This is a genomic window from Paraburkholderia sp. J63 (assembly GCF_905220245.1).
Classification (GTDB): domain Bacteria; phylum Pseudomonadota; class Gammaproteobacteria; order Burkholderiales; family Burkholderiaceae; genus Paraburkholderia.
This window is the reverse complement of the sequence record NZ_CAJMZF010000008.1, coordinates 50,554-63,915: the sequence shown is the minus strand read 5'-3', so window position 1 is coordinate 63,915 and position 13,362 is coordinate 50,554. Positions and strand designations below refer to the sequence as shown.

Here is a 13,362-nt window from a genome sequence, read left to right as displayed (position 1 = left end):
TCCCGTTGCAACGCCATGAAATCGATCTGGCAGCGCTTCCGGCGATTGTGACATGCGCGGCCGCGTGTTGCAGCGGCAGGCGCACGCGAGGCGCTCTGGCGCAGGGCTACGTGTCGTTACGCGCTGTTACGGCCAGCTGTGCCAGGCTTTCAGGCTTCCTTCTTCACGCGCGTGTACTTCGAGAGAACAGGCACCATCTGCGCGTAGATCTTCGGGTTGCCCGCGACCACTTCGCCCACGTGCAGGAAGTCCGAATCGCCCGTGTAGTTGCCGATCAGGCCGCCCGCTTCCGTCACGAGCAGGCCGCCCGCGGCCACGTCCCACGGATTGAGGCCCTGCTCGAAGAAGCCGTCCATGCGGCCTGCGGCGACGTTCGCGAGGTCGAGCGCGGCGGCGCCCGGGCGGCGCAGGCCGGCGCACGCGTTGGTCATCTCGGCGAAGAGGTCGCAGTAGCTGTCGAGGCCGTCTTTTTCGCGGAACGGGAAGCCAGTGCCGATCAGGCCGTCGGCTAGACGGTCGCGGCGGCCCACGCGGATGCGGCGGTCGTTCAGGAACGCGCCGCGGCCGCGCGAGGCGGTGAACAGATCGTTGCGCGTGGGATCGTAGACGACGGCCTGCGTGACGATGCCCTTGTGTGCGAGCGCGATCGAGACGCAGTAGTACTGGAAGCCGTGGATGAAGTTGGTGGTGCCGTCGAGCGGATCGATGATCCACTGGAATTCCGATTCGTTCTCCGAGTGGCCGGATTCTTCGGCGAGGATTGCGTGATCGGGGTAGGCGGTCCTGAGCGTGTCGATGATGGCGGCTTCGGCCGCCTTGTCGACCTCCGTGACGAAATCGTTGTGCTGCTTCTTCGCGACCTGGACGAGGTCGAGATCGAGCGACGCGCGGTTGATGATCTGTCCGGCGCGGCGCGCGGCCTTGACAGCGATGTTGAGCATGGGATGCATGAGCCTGGATCCTTGTTGTCCGGCGCTCGCGAGCATGCGGCGCGCCGGGGGTGCAGAAGATAAAAGCGTCTAACGATTGGACAGGGCGCGAGCCGGGGCGGCTTGCGGGTCCTGTCCCGCCAACGGAGACGAATTGGATAAGAGCGGGGCGCGGCGGCCTTGCTGGCCGGGCATCGCGGGCTGCTGGAAAGCGGTCTGCGGGGCGGTACGCGCGAATTTTGGTATTTTACCCGAGTATGGGCATTCCTATATCTTTTCCTGTTTCTATAGGTTTTCTATCGCGGTGCGGGCAGCCATGTCTGATGGACGCCGGATCGGAGCGGATAGGCCGGGCGGCCAAGGCGCGCTACCATAGACGTTTCCCTTACGCCGTCGTCAGAGATTGATCTTGGTGCACCCCGACTCCCACGTTCCCACCGCTCATCCGGCCGCCGCCGCGGCATCTGCATCGTCCACCGGCGACGCTCACGAGCCGCTGCGCGGCGGTTTCACCTCGACGCGATTCGTACTGGTCGAGCCGAGCCACCCGGGCAACGTCGGCGCCGCGGCGCGTGCGCTGAAGACCATGGGTTTCTCCCGGCTCGTGCTGGTAGCGCCGCGCGTGCCGCAGGTGCACTGCGACCCGGAAGCCGTCGCGATGGCGAGCGGCGCCGACGACGTGCTCGCCGCCGCTCACATCGTCCCGACGCTCGCCGACGCGCTCGCGGGCGCCCAATGGTCGCTTGCGCTCACGGCGCGCATGCGCGAATACGGGCCGCCACCGGGCGCGCCGCGCCAGGCGGTGCAGGACGCCTGCCGCCAGGTCGCGCACGGCGACATCGCACTCGTGTTCGGCAACGAGCGCACGGGGCTTTCGAACGACGACGTCGAGCGCTGCAGCGCGCTCGCCCACATCCCGGCGAATCCGGCCTATAGTTCGCTCAATCTCGCGCAGGCGGTGCAGGTGCTGGCCTACGAACTGCGGCTTGCCTATCTCGGCGAGGGCGAACCCGGGGCGGCGTTGCCGGGCGCAGGGGCGGCGGCAACGCCGGTCACGGGCACGCCGCTCGCCACGAGCGACGACATCGAGCGCATGTACGTGCATCTCGAGAACGCCCTGATCGCGCTCGATTTTCTGGATCCCGTCAATCCAAAGAAGCTGATGTCGCGTTTGCGCCGGCTGTTCGCGCGGTCGGGGCTCGAGCGCGAGGAGGTCAACATCGTGCGCGGCATCGCCAAGCACATCCTCATGCTCAAGGGCAAGGAAGGCGGGAAGTAGGCTAATAGCGAGGCCAGCCGCACTGGCGCGGGCCGCGGCCTCGTCCAACCTTGATGCCCGCGGGGGCTTCCTGGCTTGCGCGCGCCTTTCGCCTACAATCGATTCCTGATCACAAGCAAATCAGCGTGGCTGCTAAGGCCGCGTACGAGCCGCGCGCGCCCCATGCGACGCGAGGCCGCTTCCCCCATGTACCTCACGTCCAGCGTGTGACAGCCATGTTCAAGAGACTCCGCGAAGACATCGCCACGATCCGCGAGCGCGATCCCGCCGCTCGCAGCGCATGGGAAGTCCTGACCTGTTATCCGGGGCTGCACGCGCTCGTCCTCCATCGCTGCGCGCACGCCTGCTGGATCGCGAAGCGCCGCTGGCTCGCGCGCTACGTCTCGCAGCTCGCGCGCTTTTTGACCGGCATCGAGATCCATCCGGGCGCGACCATCGGGCGGCGCGTGTTCATCGATCACGGCATGGGCGTCGTGATCGGCGAGACCGCGGAGGTCGGCGACGACTGCACGATCTACCAGGGCGTGACGCTCGGCGGCACGTCGCTCACGCGCGGCGCGAAGCGCCACCCGACGCTTGGCCCCGGCGTCATCGTGGGCGCAGGTGCCAAAGTGCTGGGCGGATTCACGGTGGGCGCGCAGGCGAAGATCGGCTCGAACGCCGTGGTCGTGAAGCCGGTGCCGGCGGGCGGCACCGCAGTGGGCAATCCGGCGCGGATCATCGCGCCGGCAAAGAGCGCACCGGAGCAGGCCAAACCGACATCGGCGCGCGAAGGCTTCTGCGCCTACGGCATCACGCCGAATGCCGACGATCCCGTGTCGCTCGCCATCCATGGCCTGATCGATCACGCGGCCACGCAGACGCAGCGCGTGGACGCGATCGCCGCCGCGCTCGAGCGGCTCGGTGCGCGGCTCGAGGCACTCCACGGCGCCGATGCGACGCTTGCGGAACTGCGCAGGCTTTCGGAAGGGCTGGAGGGCGGCGCGACGCCGCGCGAGCCTGAGAGCACGCAGGAAAAAGCCACGGCGCGCGTTTGAGCTTCGTGCCGTGTTCTGATCTTCGCTGGACGACCTCAGCACTATTTCGGTGTGCTGAGGTCTGCTCGGGCGTGAATGTGGCGTACCCGGCGCTTCGTTTTCACCGCTCGCTCAATCGAGCGGCAGCATCCTGAACCCTTCGGCATCGACACGCAGATACCCGCCGCGCGGCTTGCCGTGATCGAGCTCCCAGTCGGGCAGCACCCAGCGCGTGCCGCCGGGTTCCTGATGGCGCGCGGGACGATGTGTGTGCCCGTGAATGATCGCGTTCGCGCGTGCGCGCCTGAACAGCGTCGCAACGCCTTTCGCGGTGACGTCGTATTTCGGCAGGGCGGGCCGCTCGCGGCCGGCCTCGCTCTTGCGGCGCATGCGCTCGGCGAGCGCGCGGCGCCAGCGGAACGGCCACGCGAGAAAGAGCAGTTGCGCGAGACGGTTGCGCGCGAAACGACGGAAGAACTGGTAGCCGCGGTCGTCGGTGCACAGCGCGTCGCCGTGCGCGAGCGCGATGCGCGTGCCGAACGCGGTGATGGCGATGGGGTCGGGCAGCCAGATGGCGCCCGTGGCTTTCATGAAGCGCTTGCCCAGCAGGAAATCGCGGTTGCCGTGCATGACGTAGAGCGCGATGCCGCGCTCGGAGAGCGTGTGCATCAGCGCGGCCATGCGTGCGAAAAACGGTTCGGCGAGCATGTCGTCGCCGATCCAGTATTCGAAGAGGTCGCCGAGGATGAACACCGAGTCGGCCTGATCGGCCGTCACGTTGATGAAATGCTCGAACGCGGCGACCGTGCGCGGAATCGCTTCGCTCAGGTGCAGGTCGGAGATGAAAAAGAACGGGCGCGCCGCGTGCGGACGCTTGCCCTCTCCGGGGACGCCCGCAGCAGCCATACCGAGGCCGTGTAGTGCCTTTTCCTGCAGCATGAGTGAAGCGCGCGCCCTGTGACGTTATTCGACGACGACAGCCTTCTCGATCACGACGTCGTCGACCGGGACGTCCTGATGGAAGCCCTTCGAACCCGTCTTGACTGACCTGATCTTGTCGACCACGTCCTGGCCTTCGACGACCTTGCCGAACACGGCGTAGCCCCAGCCTTGCGGCGTCGGCGACGAGTGGTTCAGGAAGTCGTTGTCGGCGACGTTGATGAAGAACTGCGCCGATGCCGAGTGCGGATCGTTGGTGCGCGCCATGGCGATCGAGCCGCGCTCGTTCTTCAGGCCGTTGTTCGCTTCGTTTTCGATCGGGGCTTCGGTGGGCTTTTGCTTCATGCCGGCTTCGAAGCCGCCGCCCTGGATCATGAAGCCGTCGATGACGCGGTGGAACACCGTGCCGTCGTAGTGGCCGTTCTTCACGTAGTTGAGGAAGTTGGCGACCGTCTTCGGTGCCTTCTCGGCGTTCAGTTCGAGCTTGATGACGCCGTGGTTCGTGTGCAGTTCGACCATGATGGATCCTTAGTCAGTGGCTGGGGGGAAAGGGCGGCGCCGTAGCGGTACGAGGCGGGGCGCAGGGCCAGCGCGCGTGTACCGTTGCAGCGCCGCGTGACGAATGGAGAAGCTGCTTCGCAACGCGTGGGTTTCGGCGTGACTGCCGTGACGACCTTTACTTGCCGACGACAGTCGCTGACTGGATCACGATTTCCTTTTGCGGCACATCCGACATCGGGCCGCGCGTGGTGGTGGGCGCCGCTTCGATCTTCTTCACGACGTCCATGCCCTGGGTGACCTTGCCGAATACCGCATAGCCGTTGCCATCGGGGTTCGGGTAGTCGAGGTTGGCGTTATCCACCGTGTTGATGAAGAACTGCGCCGTGGCCGAGTCCGGGTCGCTCGTGCGTGCCATCGCGAGTGTGCCGGTGACATTCTTCAGGCCGTTCTTGCTTTCGAGCGGGATGGGCGCGCGCGTGGGCTTCTCGACGAAGCTCGTCGTGTAGCCGCCGCCCTGGATCATGAAGCCGGGGATCACGCGATGGAAGATCGTGCCATTGTACTGGCCCGCCTTCACGTACTGGAGGAAGTTATCGACGGTCTTCGGCGCCTTCTCCGGATAGAGCTCGACGCGGATGTCGCCAACGCTCGTCTTGAAGAGCACCTGCGGATGCGCGGCCGGCTGGCCGGTTTGCGCAAAGGCGGGCGCGTTCGCGATCAGGGCGGCGCTGCCGAGCGCCAACATCAACCATTTCATGAGTGTCCTCGAAGTACGGGGAAAACGTGGTCGTTGCGCGCAGCCGTGTGGGTTCGAAGCGCGCAGCGGCTTAGTGCGATGGCGCCACGAAGGGCGGCGTCGCGAGCGACCCGGTCGGGCCGCCGAACTGATACACCGGTTGGTCAAGCATCGGGCCCACGCGCGTCGTGCTGGTTTCCGATGCACTTGCTGCGGCGCTCTTCGCCTTCTTCTGCACGGCTGGCGGATTGACGATCTTCTCGATGTTGGCGAGGCGCTGCTGCGTCGCGCCGCTCGTGTGGCCGACGGCGCCTGCACGTCGATACGACGCGTCGGCGAGACGCAGGTAGAGATCGCCCAGATTTTCCCACGCGAGGCTGTACGACGGGTTGGCCTTCGTGGCCGTCTCGAGCGCCACGCGCGCTTCGTCGTAGCGGCCATGCTTCGCGTAGAGCGCCGCGAGATTGTTATACGGCTCGGGCAGCTCGGGGTACATCTGGGTGAGCTCGGTGAAGGCTTCGATCGCGTCGTCGTCGCGGCCAAGACGCGCGAGGATGGTCGCGCGTTTGAACTTCGCCTGCACGTCGCGCGGGTTCGACTTGATGCGCGCGTCCAGCTCCGTGAGCGCCGTTGCCCAGTTGTGCTGGGCGATCGCGGCGTCGGCGCCGGGCGTGCCGTCGGCCGTGGCGGGCGGCGCCGCATGCGCGGCAAACGCGCCGCCGAAGACGAACGCGACGCTCGCGAGAGCCGCCGCCGCAAAGGTCGCAGCGCGGGGCGCGCAGCCGCTGGAAGATTTCATAGGGAAGGTCGCGGTGTTATACTCCGAGCCATTCTAACAAAAGGTCTGTGCGTTTTCGTCGCGCGTAATGGCCGCGCTTCGGGCGAGTGCCTGCTCCGGCTCATTGCGGCTTGCTGCAATCGACGCGGAGCGTTGCTTCCGGACGGCTCTGTCGCGGCACGCCAGCCTTTCTTTCGCTACTCGTGGTCGTCTCCGCCCTGATGACTGATTGAGCGCGACTGTACGCAGCCTCGAGCAACGCGGTGCTTTCACCCGCGGGCTGCTGTCGGCGCTGTCGCGGACTTCTTTCGACCCACGTATCCATCGTCTTTATGGAATCACTGCGCATCTACAACACGCTCGCGCGTGACAAGCAAAATTTCGTGCCAATCGAGCCCGGCGTCGTACGCATGTACGTCTGCGGGATGACGGTGTACGACTATTGTCATGTGGGCCACGCGCGTGTGATGGTGGTGTTCGACGTCGTGCAGCGCTGGCTGCGCACGCTCGGCTACAAGGTGACTTACGTGCGTAACATCACCGACATCGACGACAAGATCATTCGTCGCGCGGTGGAAAATGGTGAAACGATCAAGGCGCTCACGGACCGCTTCATCGATGCGCTGCACGAAGACGCCGATGCGCTCGGCGTCGAGCGTCCCGATCTCGAGCCGCGCGCGACGCAGTACATTCCGCAGATGCTCGACATGATCGGCATCCTGGAAAGCAATGGCTACGCCTACCAGGGCGCGGACGGCGACGTGAATTACGCGGTGCGCAAATTCGCGAACTATGGCGCGCTCTCGGGCAAGTCGATCGAGGACCTGCGCGCGGGCGAGCGTGTGGCGGCCAACGATGCCAAGCAGGATCCGCTTGACTTCGTGCTGTGGAAACAGGCAAAACCGCAAGAGCCGGCCGACACGAGCTGGGACTCGAAGTACGGGCGTGGCCGTCCGGGCTGGCACATCGAATGTTCGGCGATGGGCTGCTCGCTGCTCGGCAAGCATTTCGACATTCATGGCGGCGGTCAGGATCTGCAGTTTCCGCACCATGAGAACGAGATTGCGCAAAGCGAAGGTGCGACTGGCGAGAAGTTCGTCAATTACTGGATGCATAACGGTTTCGTGCAGATCGACAACGAGAAGATGTCGAAGTCGCTCGGCAACTTCTTCACGATCCGCGAAGTGCTCGCGAAGTACGATGCGGAAGTGGTGCGCTTTTTCATGGCGCGCGCGCATTACCGCTCGCCGCTCAACTACAGCGACGTGCATCTCGACGACGCGCGCAACGCGCTCACGCGTCTGTACACGGCGCTCAAGGATGTGAGCCCCGATGCGGGCGAGCTCGACTGGAACGAGGCGTACGCGCAGCGTTTCCAGGCGGCGATGAACGACGACTTCAATACGCCTGTCGCCATCTCGGTGCTGTTCGAACTGGCGACCGAAGTGAACCGCACGCGTGACGCGGTGCTGGCGCGCCAGTTGCAGCGTCTCGGACGCGTGCTCGGCGTGCTCGTGCGCGAGCCGCGCGCGTTCCTTCAGCAGGCCGCGGGCGCGCAGGATGCAGGCGCGCTCGACGTGGCCGCGATCGAAGCGAAGATCGCGGCGCGCACGGCGGCGAAGCAGGCGAAACAGTATGCGGAGGCGGACCGGATCCGGGCCGAACTGCTCGATGCCGGTGTCGCGCTCGAAGACAAACCGGGCGGGTTGACCGAGTGGCGCCGCGTGTAAGCGGGCTGTCCAGTTTCCACTGATCGATTCGCGAGGCAGGAGGCAGGATGGCAACGGCCACGAAGACGCAGGCGAAGCGCGCTGCGTCGCTAACGGGCGCGGCAGGCGAGGCCAGCAGGCGCGCCGCGCGCAGTGGCGCCCAGAAGGCGCAGGTGGAGCCGCGCGTGACTAACGGCGCAGCGAAAGCGGGCGCAGCGAAGGCGCACGCGGGTGCCGATGGCACGGCGAAGGCGCGCACGAAGAGCAATGGCGCGCTCGACGGCGCGGCGCCGATGGCGCCAGCGCTGCCCGAGGTTTCAGCGTCCACCGAGAGCATGCAGGCCGCGGTGGCGGCCTCGCACGGCAACGAGCCGGAAGTGGTGCGCCCCGATTACTGGGACAAGGCTTGCGCGGATCTCGTCAAGCGCGATCGCATCCTCAAGAAGCTCATCCCGAAGTTCGGCCCCGTGCATCTCATGAGTAGCGACGACCCGTTCGTGACGCTCGCGCGCTCCGTGGTCGGCCAGCAGATTTCGACGGCGGCGGCTCAGGCGCTGTGGCAGCGCGTCGAGGCCGCGTGCCCGAAGCTCGTGCCGCAGCAGTTCATCAAGCTCGGTCACGAAAAGCTGGCAGGGTGCGGTCTCTCGAAGCGCAAGACCGAGTACATCCTCGATCTCGCGCAGCACTTCGTCTCCGGCGCGCTCCACGTAGGCAAGTGGACCAGCATGGACGACGAGGACGTGATCGCCGAGCTCACGGCAATACGCGGCATCGGCCGCTGGACCGCCGAGATGTTCCTGATTTTCAATCTCGCGCGTCCGAACGTGCTGCCGCTCGACGACCTCGGGCTCATCCAGGCGATCAGCGTCAATTATTTCAGCGGCGAGCCGGTCACGCGCAGTGAGGCCCGCGAAGTCGCGGCCAACTGGGAGCCGTGGCGTACCGTCGCAACCTGGTATATGTGGCGCAGCCTCGAACCGTCGTGAAAAACGGCGCCTGCCGACAGCTGCGCCATCGGCGTGCGGCGGTGCCGGCCCCGTTTTTTAGTCGATATGGCTAGGCCGGCTTCACCAGGTTTTTCCTATCGTTATCGGAATTTGATAGTTCTGCGCCGGTTTCGACGTCGGCCGGCGCGGTTAGAATACGCGCTGCCGCAAAGTGCAAGGATTCCAACACATGAAAACCACGTTTCTGGATTTCGAGCAGCCGATCGCTGAACTCGAAGCGAAGATCGAAGAACTGCGCTTCGTTCAGGACGATTCGGCCGTCGATATTTCGGAAGAGATCGAGCGGCTGTCGAAGAAAAGCCAGCAGCTCACGAAGGACCTCTACGCGAACCTGAGCCCGTGGCAGGTTTCGCAGATCGCGCGTCATCCGCAGCGTCCGTATACGCTCGACTACGTGCACGAGCTGTTCACCGATTTCCACGAACTCCATGGCGACCGTGCCTACTCGGACGACCTCTCGATCGTCGGCGGCCTCGCGCGCTTTAACGGCCAGGCCTGCATGGTGATCGGTCAGCAAAAGGGCCGCGACACGAAGGAGCGCGCCGCGCGCAACTTCGGCATGCCGCGCCCGGAAGGCTATCGCAAGGCCGAGCGCCTGATGCGCCTCGCCGAGAAGTTCGGCCTGCCCATCTTCACGTTCGTCGATACGCCGGGCGCGTACCCGGGCATCGGCGCGGAAGAGCGCGGCCAGTCGGAAGCCATCGGCCGCAATCTCTACGTGATGGCCGAGCTCAAGACGCCGATCATCACGACGATCATCGGCGAAGGCGGTTCGGGCGGCGCGCTCGCGATCGCCGTGGCCGACACGGTCATGATGCTGCAGTTCTCGACCTATTCCGTCATCTCGCCGGAAGGCTGCGCGTCGATTCTGTGGAAGAGCGCCGCGAAGGCGCCCGAGGCCGCCGAAGCACTGGGCCTCACCGCGCACCGCCTCAAGGCGCTGGGCCTGATCGACAAGATCGTGAACGAGCCGCTCGGCGGCGCGCATCGCGATCCGAAGGGCATGGCCGCGCTGCTGCGCCGCGCGCTTTCGGACTCGCTGCGCCAGTTCCAGGGCATGAGCGTCGCCGACCTCAAGGCGCGTCGCTACGAGCGCCTGATGGCCTACGGCAAGTTCAAGGAAACGACGCCGGGCGCGTAAGCGCGCGACGTCACTGACGTGAGGCGGCGCGCGAGGCGCCGTCATGCCGTGACCGACCATTCCGAATCCGACGCCGGGCGCATCGTTCTCGATGCGCTCGGCGTTGTGCTTTCCACGCTGCCCCGCGATGCGCGCATCGCCATCGCGTTCAGCGGCGGCCTCGACTCGTCGGTGCTGCTCGACGCAGCCGTGCGCACGGCGCTCGCGCCGCGGCTCGTCGCGCTCCACGTGCATCACGGGCTGAGCCCGAACGCCGATCAATGGCTCGCGCATTGCGAGGCGACGGCGCGCGCCTATGGCGTGGCGTTCGATGCACGGCGCGTGACGCTCGCGCCCGACGACGGAGCGGGTGTGGAAGCGGCTGCACGCGAGGCGCGCTACCGCGCGCTCGATGCGATGTGCGCCGCGCATGGCGCGCAATCGCTATGGCTCGCCCAGCACGCCGACGATCAGGCCGAAACCGTCTTGCTGCAATTGCTGCGCGGCGCGGGTCTCGCGGGTCTCGCCGCGATGGCGCCGGCGCGCGAGGTGGCGGGCGGCGTGCCGCGCGTGCGGCCTTTGCTGAATTTGTTGCGTGCGCAACTAGAACGCTATGCGCATGCGCGCCATCTGCACTGGATCGAAGACGAATCGAACGCGGATACGCGTTACGCGCGCAACGCGTTGCGCCACGACGTGGTGCCCGCGCTTTCCGCGTATTTCCCTGGATTTCGCGACGCGCTCGCGCGCACGGCGGCGCATGCGGCCTCCGCGCAGCGCCTGCTCGACGATCTGGCGCGCATCGATCTGCGCGAGGCGGAACACGATGACGCCGATGACGACGCTACGCTCTCGCATACGGGGCTTATCGCACTCGACGACGCGCGCGCGCTCAATCTGCTGCGTTACTGGATGCGCTCGCTGGGCTTGCCGGCCGCGTCGACGGCGCGGCTCGCCGACGCGCTGCGCCAGTTGCGCGAGATCGCGCGTGAAGGCGAAGGCCACGCACTGCGCGTCGATCATGCCGGACGTACGCTGCGTTGCTATCGCGGACGCGTGTTCTGGGAGACGCCGCCCACCGAGGCGCAGACCGCCGGTGCGGCGGATGGACACGGAGACGAGGGCGCCGGGCGTGAGCCCGTCAGCATGACCTGGCGCGGCGAGGAGGTCTGGCGCTTGCCGCAATGGCGCGGCAGCTACGTCTTCGCGCCCGCCGATGCGAGCGACCCCGACGCCGTACCCGAAAGCGTGCTGCGCGGCGGCCCGCTCGTTGCGCGCGAGAGAGCGGGCGGCGAGCGTCTGCGCGACGAAGCGGCGAACGTGAGCCGCACGCTCAAGAACCTGTTTCAGGCGCGCGGCGTGCCTGCATGGGAGCGCGATGTGCCGCTGCTCTACGTCGGTGGGACGCTATTGTTCGTACCCCGGATTGGGGTGAACCGCTCCGCATTCAAGACGCTGGACGAAGCGGATGCGTCTCTGTGGCGGCGCATCGAATGGCGCGAGGATTTGCTGATCGCGTAAAGCGAAGACGGTGCAAGGTGCCGCCAGAGCGCGCCGTAGTGCCTGGGAGCTCGGGTGCGCCGGCAATGCGGAAAAATGCCGGCACGTATCCAATTCCCCCCCGGCAGACGTTCCCGACCCGCGCAAATCCTTGCCGCACAAGCGTTTTTCGCTCCCCGTAGCCCAATTTCGCCTTGTAATTTTGACCTTGATCGGGTAGTGTAACTTGTTTGTCCAGCCCGCTTTTTCGCGTTCACGGACGCCGTCAAAAGCGGCGCACGCCGTGCCAGACGCGATGTCTCCTTCCAGCGGTATCCGACGATTGCAAGGACGTCGTAGCGGCATGCGGGCAGGGCGCGCGAGCCCGTATCTGTATCTCCACGATGCCGATGCGGCTGCCTCGCCACCGCCCGGGCAAACTCCGCGTGTGCTGCACGCGCCAAGCCTTCGCGCGGTCTGAACGGTACCGGGCGAAGCCATCTTCGGTGCGCCAGCGCGGTAACATCTCCAGTTCAGAACGACAATGGCACTCATCGTACACAAATACGGCGGCACCTCGATGGGCTCGGTCGAGCGCATCAAGAACGTCGCCAAACGCGTCGCCAAATGGCACAAGGCCGGCCACAAGATGGTCGTCGTGCCCTCGGCGATGTCCGGCGAAACCAATCGTCTGCTCGGCCTTGCGAAAGAGATTTCGCCGCAACCGAGCCCGCGCGAGCTCGACATGATTGCGTCGACCGGTGAGCAGGTGAGCGTCGGTCTGCTGTCGATCGCGCTGCAGGACGCCGGCGTGGACGCCATCAGCTACACCGGCTGGCAAGTGCCGGTCAAAACCGACAGCTCCTTCACCAAGGCGCGCATCAACGACATCGACGGCGAGCGCGTGCTGGCCGACCTCGATGCCGGCAAGGTGGTCGTGATCACGGGCTTCCAGGGCATCGATCCGGAAGGCCACATCACCACGCTCGGCCGCGGCGGCTCGGACACCTCGGCGGTTGCCGTGGCAGCCGCGCTGAAGGCCGACGAATGCCTCATCTACACCGACGTCGACGGCGTTTATACGACCGACCCGCGCGTGGTGGACGACGCGCGCCGGCTCGACCGCATCACGTTCGAGGAAATGCTGGAAATGGCCAGCCTCGGCTCGAAGGTGCTGCAGATCCGCTCGGTGGAATTCGCGGGCAAGTATCAGGTGAAGACGCGCGTGCTCTCGAGCCTGACCGACCCGGCGATGTCCCTCGACGAAGAAATGAAGTCGGGCACCCTGATTACCTTTGAAGAAGACGAGACCATGGAAAAAGCAGTCATCTCGGGTATCGCGTTCCAGCGCGACGAGGCCCGCATCATCGTGATGGGCGTGCCCGACAAGCCTGGCATCGCGTATCAGATCCTCGGCCCGGTGGCGGACGCGAACATCGACGTCGACATGATCATCCAGAACCAGAGCGTGGACGGCAAGACCGACTTCACGTTCACGGTGCCGCGCGGTGACTATCAACGCGCCATGGACGTGCTCAACAACCAGGTGAAGGGTCACGTGAGCGCCGAGCAGGTGCTGGGCGACGCGAAGGTCTCGAAGGTGTCGGTGGTCGGCGTGGGCATGCGCTCGCACGTGGGCGTGGCGAGCAAGATGTTCCGCACGCTCTCGGAAGAGGGCATCAACATCCAGATGATTTCGACGTCCGAAATCAAGATCTCGGTGCTGATCGACGAGAAGTACATGGAGCTGGCGGTCCGCGCGCTGCACAAGGCGTTCGAGCTCGAACACGCCTGAACGGGTGCTGTGCGACGCGGGCGTGACGGGCGCCCGGTCCAATTGAGGGGACGCACGAAAAAGTTTGCAAAAAG

At 65.8% G+C, this 13,362-nt stretch carries 12 protein-coding genes; 7 read left to right on the top strand and 5 right to left on the bottom strand.

Annotated elements, in window-relative coordinates; translation table 11 throughout:
* Positions 1–149: 149 nt before the first annotated feature.
* Entirely contained in the window at positions 150–950 is an 801-nt protein-coding gene (locus U5775_RS11235; protein WP_322058209.1) for an inositol monophosphatase family protein, read from the bottom strand.
* A 388-nt stretch (positions 951–1,338) separates the two neighbouring features.
* On the opposite strand from U5775_RS11235, the gene U5775_RS11230 reads away from it, so the two are divergent.
* Both U5775_RS11230 and cysE read left to right on the top strand, forming a co-directional pair.
* Entirely contained in the window at positions 1,339–2,208 is an 870-nt protein-coding gene (locus tag U5775_RS11230; RefSeq protein ID WP_415913554.1) for an RNA methyltransferase, read from the top strand.
* Between the two features lie 215 nt (positions 2,209–2,423).
* Positions 2,424–3,245 (top strand): serine O-acetyltransferase, encoded by an 822-nt coding sequence (cysE, locus tag U5775_RS11225; protein WP_322058208.1) that lies wholly within the window; start codon positions 2,424–2,426, stop codon positions 3,243–3,245.
* Positions 3,246–3,356: 111 nt separating this feature from the next.
* On the opposite strand, the gene U5775_RS11220 is transcribed toward cysE, so the two are convergent.
* From U5775_RS11220 to U5775_RS11205, 4 genes are all read right to left on the bottom strand, one after another.
* Positions 3,357–4,163, bottom strand: coding sequence for a UDP-2,3-diacylglucosamine diphosphatase (locus tag U5775_RS11220; protein ID WP_322058207.1), 807 nt, complete (start codon positions 4,161–4,163; stop codon positions 3,357–3,359).
* Between the two features lie 24 nt (positions 4,164–4,187).
* Entirely contained in the window at positions 4,188–4,682 is a 495-nt protein-coding gene (locus U5775_RS11215; protein ID WP_322058206.1) for a peptidylprolyl isomerase, read from the bottom strand.
* 157 nt (positions 4,683–4,839) lie between these two features.
* A complete protein-coding gene (locus tag U5775_RS11210; RefSeq protein WP_322058205.1) occupies positions 4,840–5,421 on the bottom strand; it encodes a peptidylprolyl isomerase in 582 nt (193 codons plus the stop codon).
* A gap of 70 nt (positions 5,422–5,491) precedes the next feature.
* A complete protein-coding gene (locus U5775_RS11205) occupies positions 5,492–6,199 on the bottom strand; it encodes a tetratricopeptide repeat protein (protein ID WP_322058204.1) in 708 nt (235 codons plus the stop codon).
* 311 nt (positions 6,200–6,510) lie between these two features.
* Here U5775_RS11205 and cysS point away from each other — a divergent pair, with 311 nt between their 5' ends.
* The 5 genes from cysS (at position 6,511) to U5775_RS11180 (ending at position 13,288) form a co-directional block, all read left to right on the top strand.
* Complete coding sequence (gene cysS / locus U5775_RS11200; RefSeq protein WP_322058203.1) at positions 6,511–7,908, top strand: cysteine--tRNA ligase; 1,398 nt, start codon at positions 6,511–6,513, stop codon at positions 7,906–7,908.
* Between the two features lie 47 nt (positions 7,909–7,955).
* A complete protein-coding gene (locus U5775_RS11195; protein WP_322058202.1) occupies positions 7,956–8,873 on the top strand; it encodes a DNA-3-methyladenine glycosylase in 918 nt (305 codons plus the stop codon).
* Between the two features lie 190 nt (positions 8,874–9,063).
* Positions 9,064–10,035 carry an acetyl-CoA carboxylase carboxyltransferase subunit alpha gene (locus tag U5775_RS11190; RefSeq protein ID WP_322058201.1) on the top strand — a complete coding sequence of 324 codons (972 nt, stop codon included), beginning with the start codon at positions 9,064–9,066 and terminating at the stop codon, positions 10,033–10,035.
* Positions 10,036–10,083: 48 nt separating this feature from the next.
* Positions 10,084–11,535 (top strand): tRNA lysidine(34) synthetase TilS, encoded by a 1,452-nt coding sequence (gene tilS, locus U5775_RS11185; protein ID WP_322058200.1) that lies wholly within the window; start codon positions 10,084–10,086, stop codon positions 11,533–11,535.
* A gap of 502 nt (positions 11,536–12,037) precedes the next feature.
* Positions 12,038–13,288 (top strand): aspartate kinase, encoded by a 1,251-nt coding sequence (locus U5775_RS11180; protein WP_322058199.1) that lies wholly within the window; start codon positions 12,038–12,040, stop codon positions 13,286–13,288.
* Positions 13,289–13,362 lie beyond the last annotated feature (74 nt).

Bases quoted from the DNA above. Each gene is read 5' to 3' on its own strand.
- U5775_RS11210 (WP_322058205.1), bottom strand. From the start codon at position 5,421: ATGAAATGGTTGATGTTGGCGCTCGGCAGCGCCGCCCTGATCGCGAAC.
- U5775_RS11220 (WP_322058207.1), bottom strand. From the start codon at position 4,163: ATGCTGCAGGAAAAGGCACTACACGGCCTCGGTATGGCTGCTGCGGGC.
- U5775_RS11180 (WP_322058199.1), top strand. From the start codon at position 12,038: ATGGCACTCATCGTACACAAATACGGCGGCACCTCGATGGGCTCGGTC.
- U5775_RS11195 (WP_322058202.1), top strand. From the start codon at position 7,956: ATGGCAACGGCCACGAAGACGCAGGCGAAGCGCGCTGCGTCGCTAACG.
- U5775_RS11190 (WP_322058201.1), top strand. From the start codon at position 9,064: ATGAAAACCACGTTTCTGGATTTCGAGCAGCCGATCGCTGAACTCGAA.
- U5775_RS11215 (WP_322058206.1), bottom strand. From the start codon at position 4,682: ATGGTCGAACTGCACACGAACCACGGCGTCATCAAGCTCGAACTGAAC.
- U5775_RS11205 (WP_322058204.1), bottom strand. From the start codon at position 6,199: ATGAAATCTTCCAGCGGCTGCGCGCCCCGCGCTGCGACCTTTGCGGCG.
- cysE (WP_322058208.1), top strand. From the start codon at position 2,424: ATGTTCAAGAGACTCCGCGAAGACATCGCCACGATCCGCGAGCGCGAT.
- U5775_RS11235 (WP_322058209.1), bottom strand. From the start codon at position 950: ATGCATCCCATGCTCAACATCGCTGTCAAGGCCGCGCGCCGCGCCGGA.
- cysS (WP_322058203.1), top strand. From the start codon at position 6,511: ATGGAATCACTGCGCATCTACAACACGCTCGCGCGTGACAAGCAAAAT.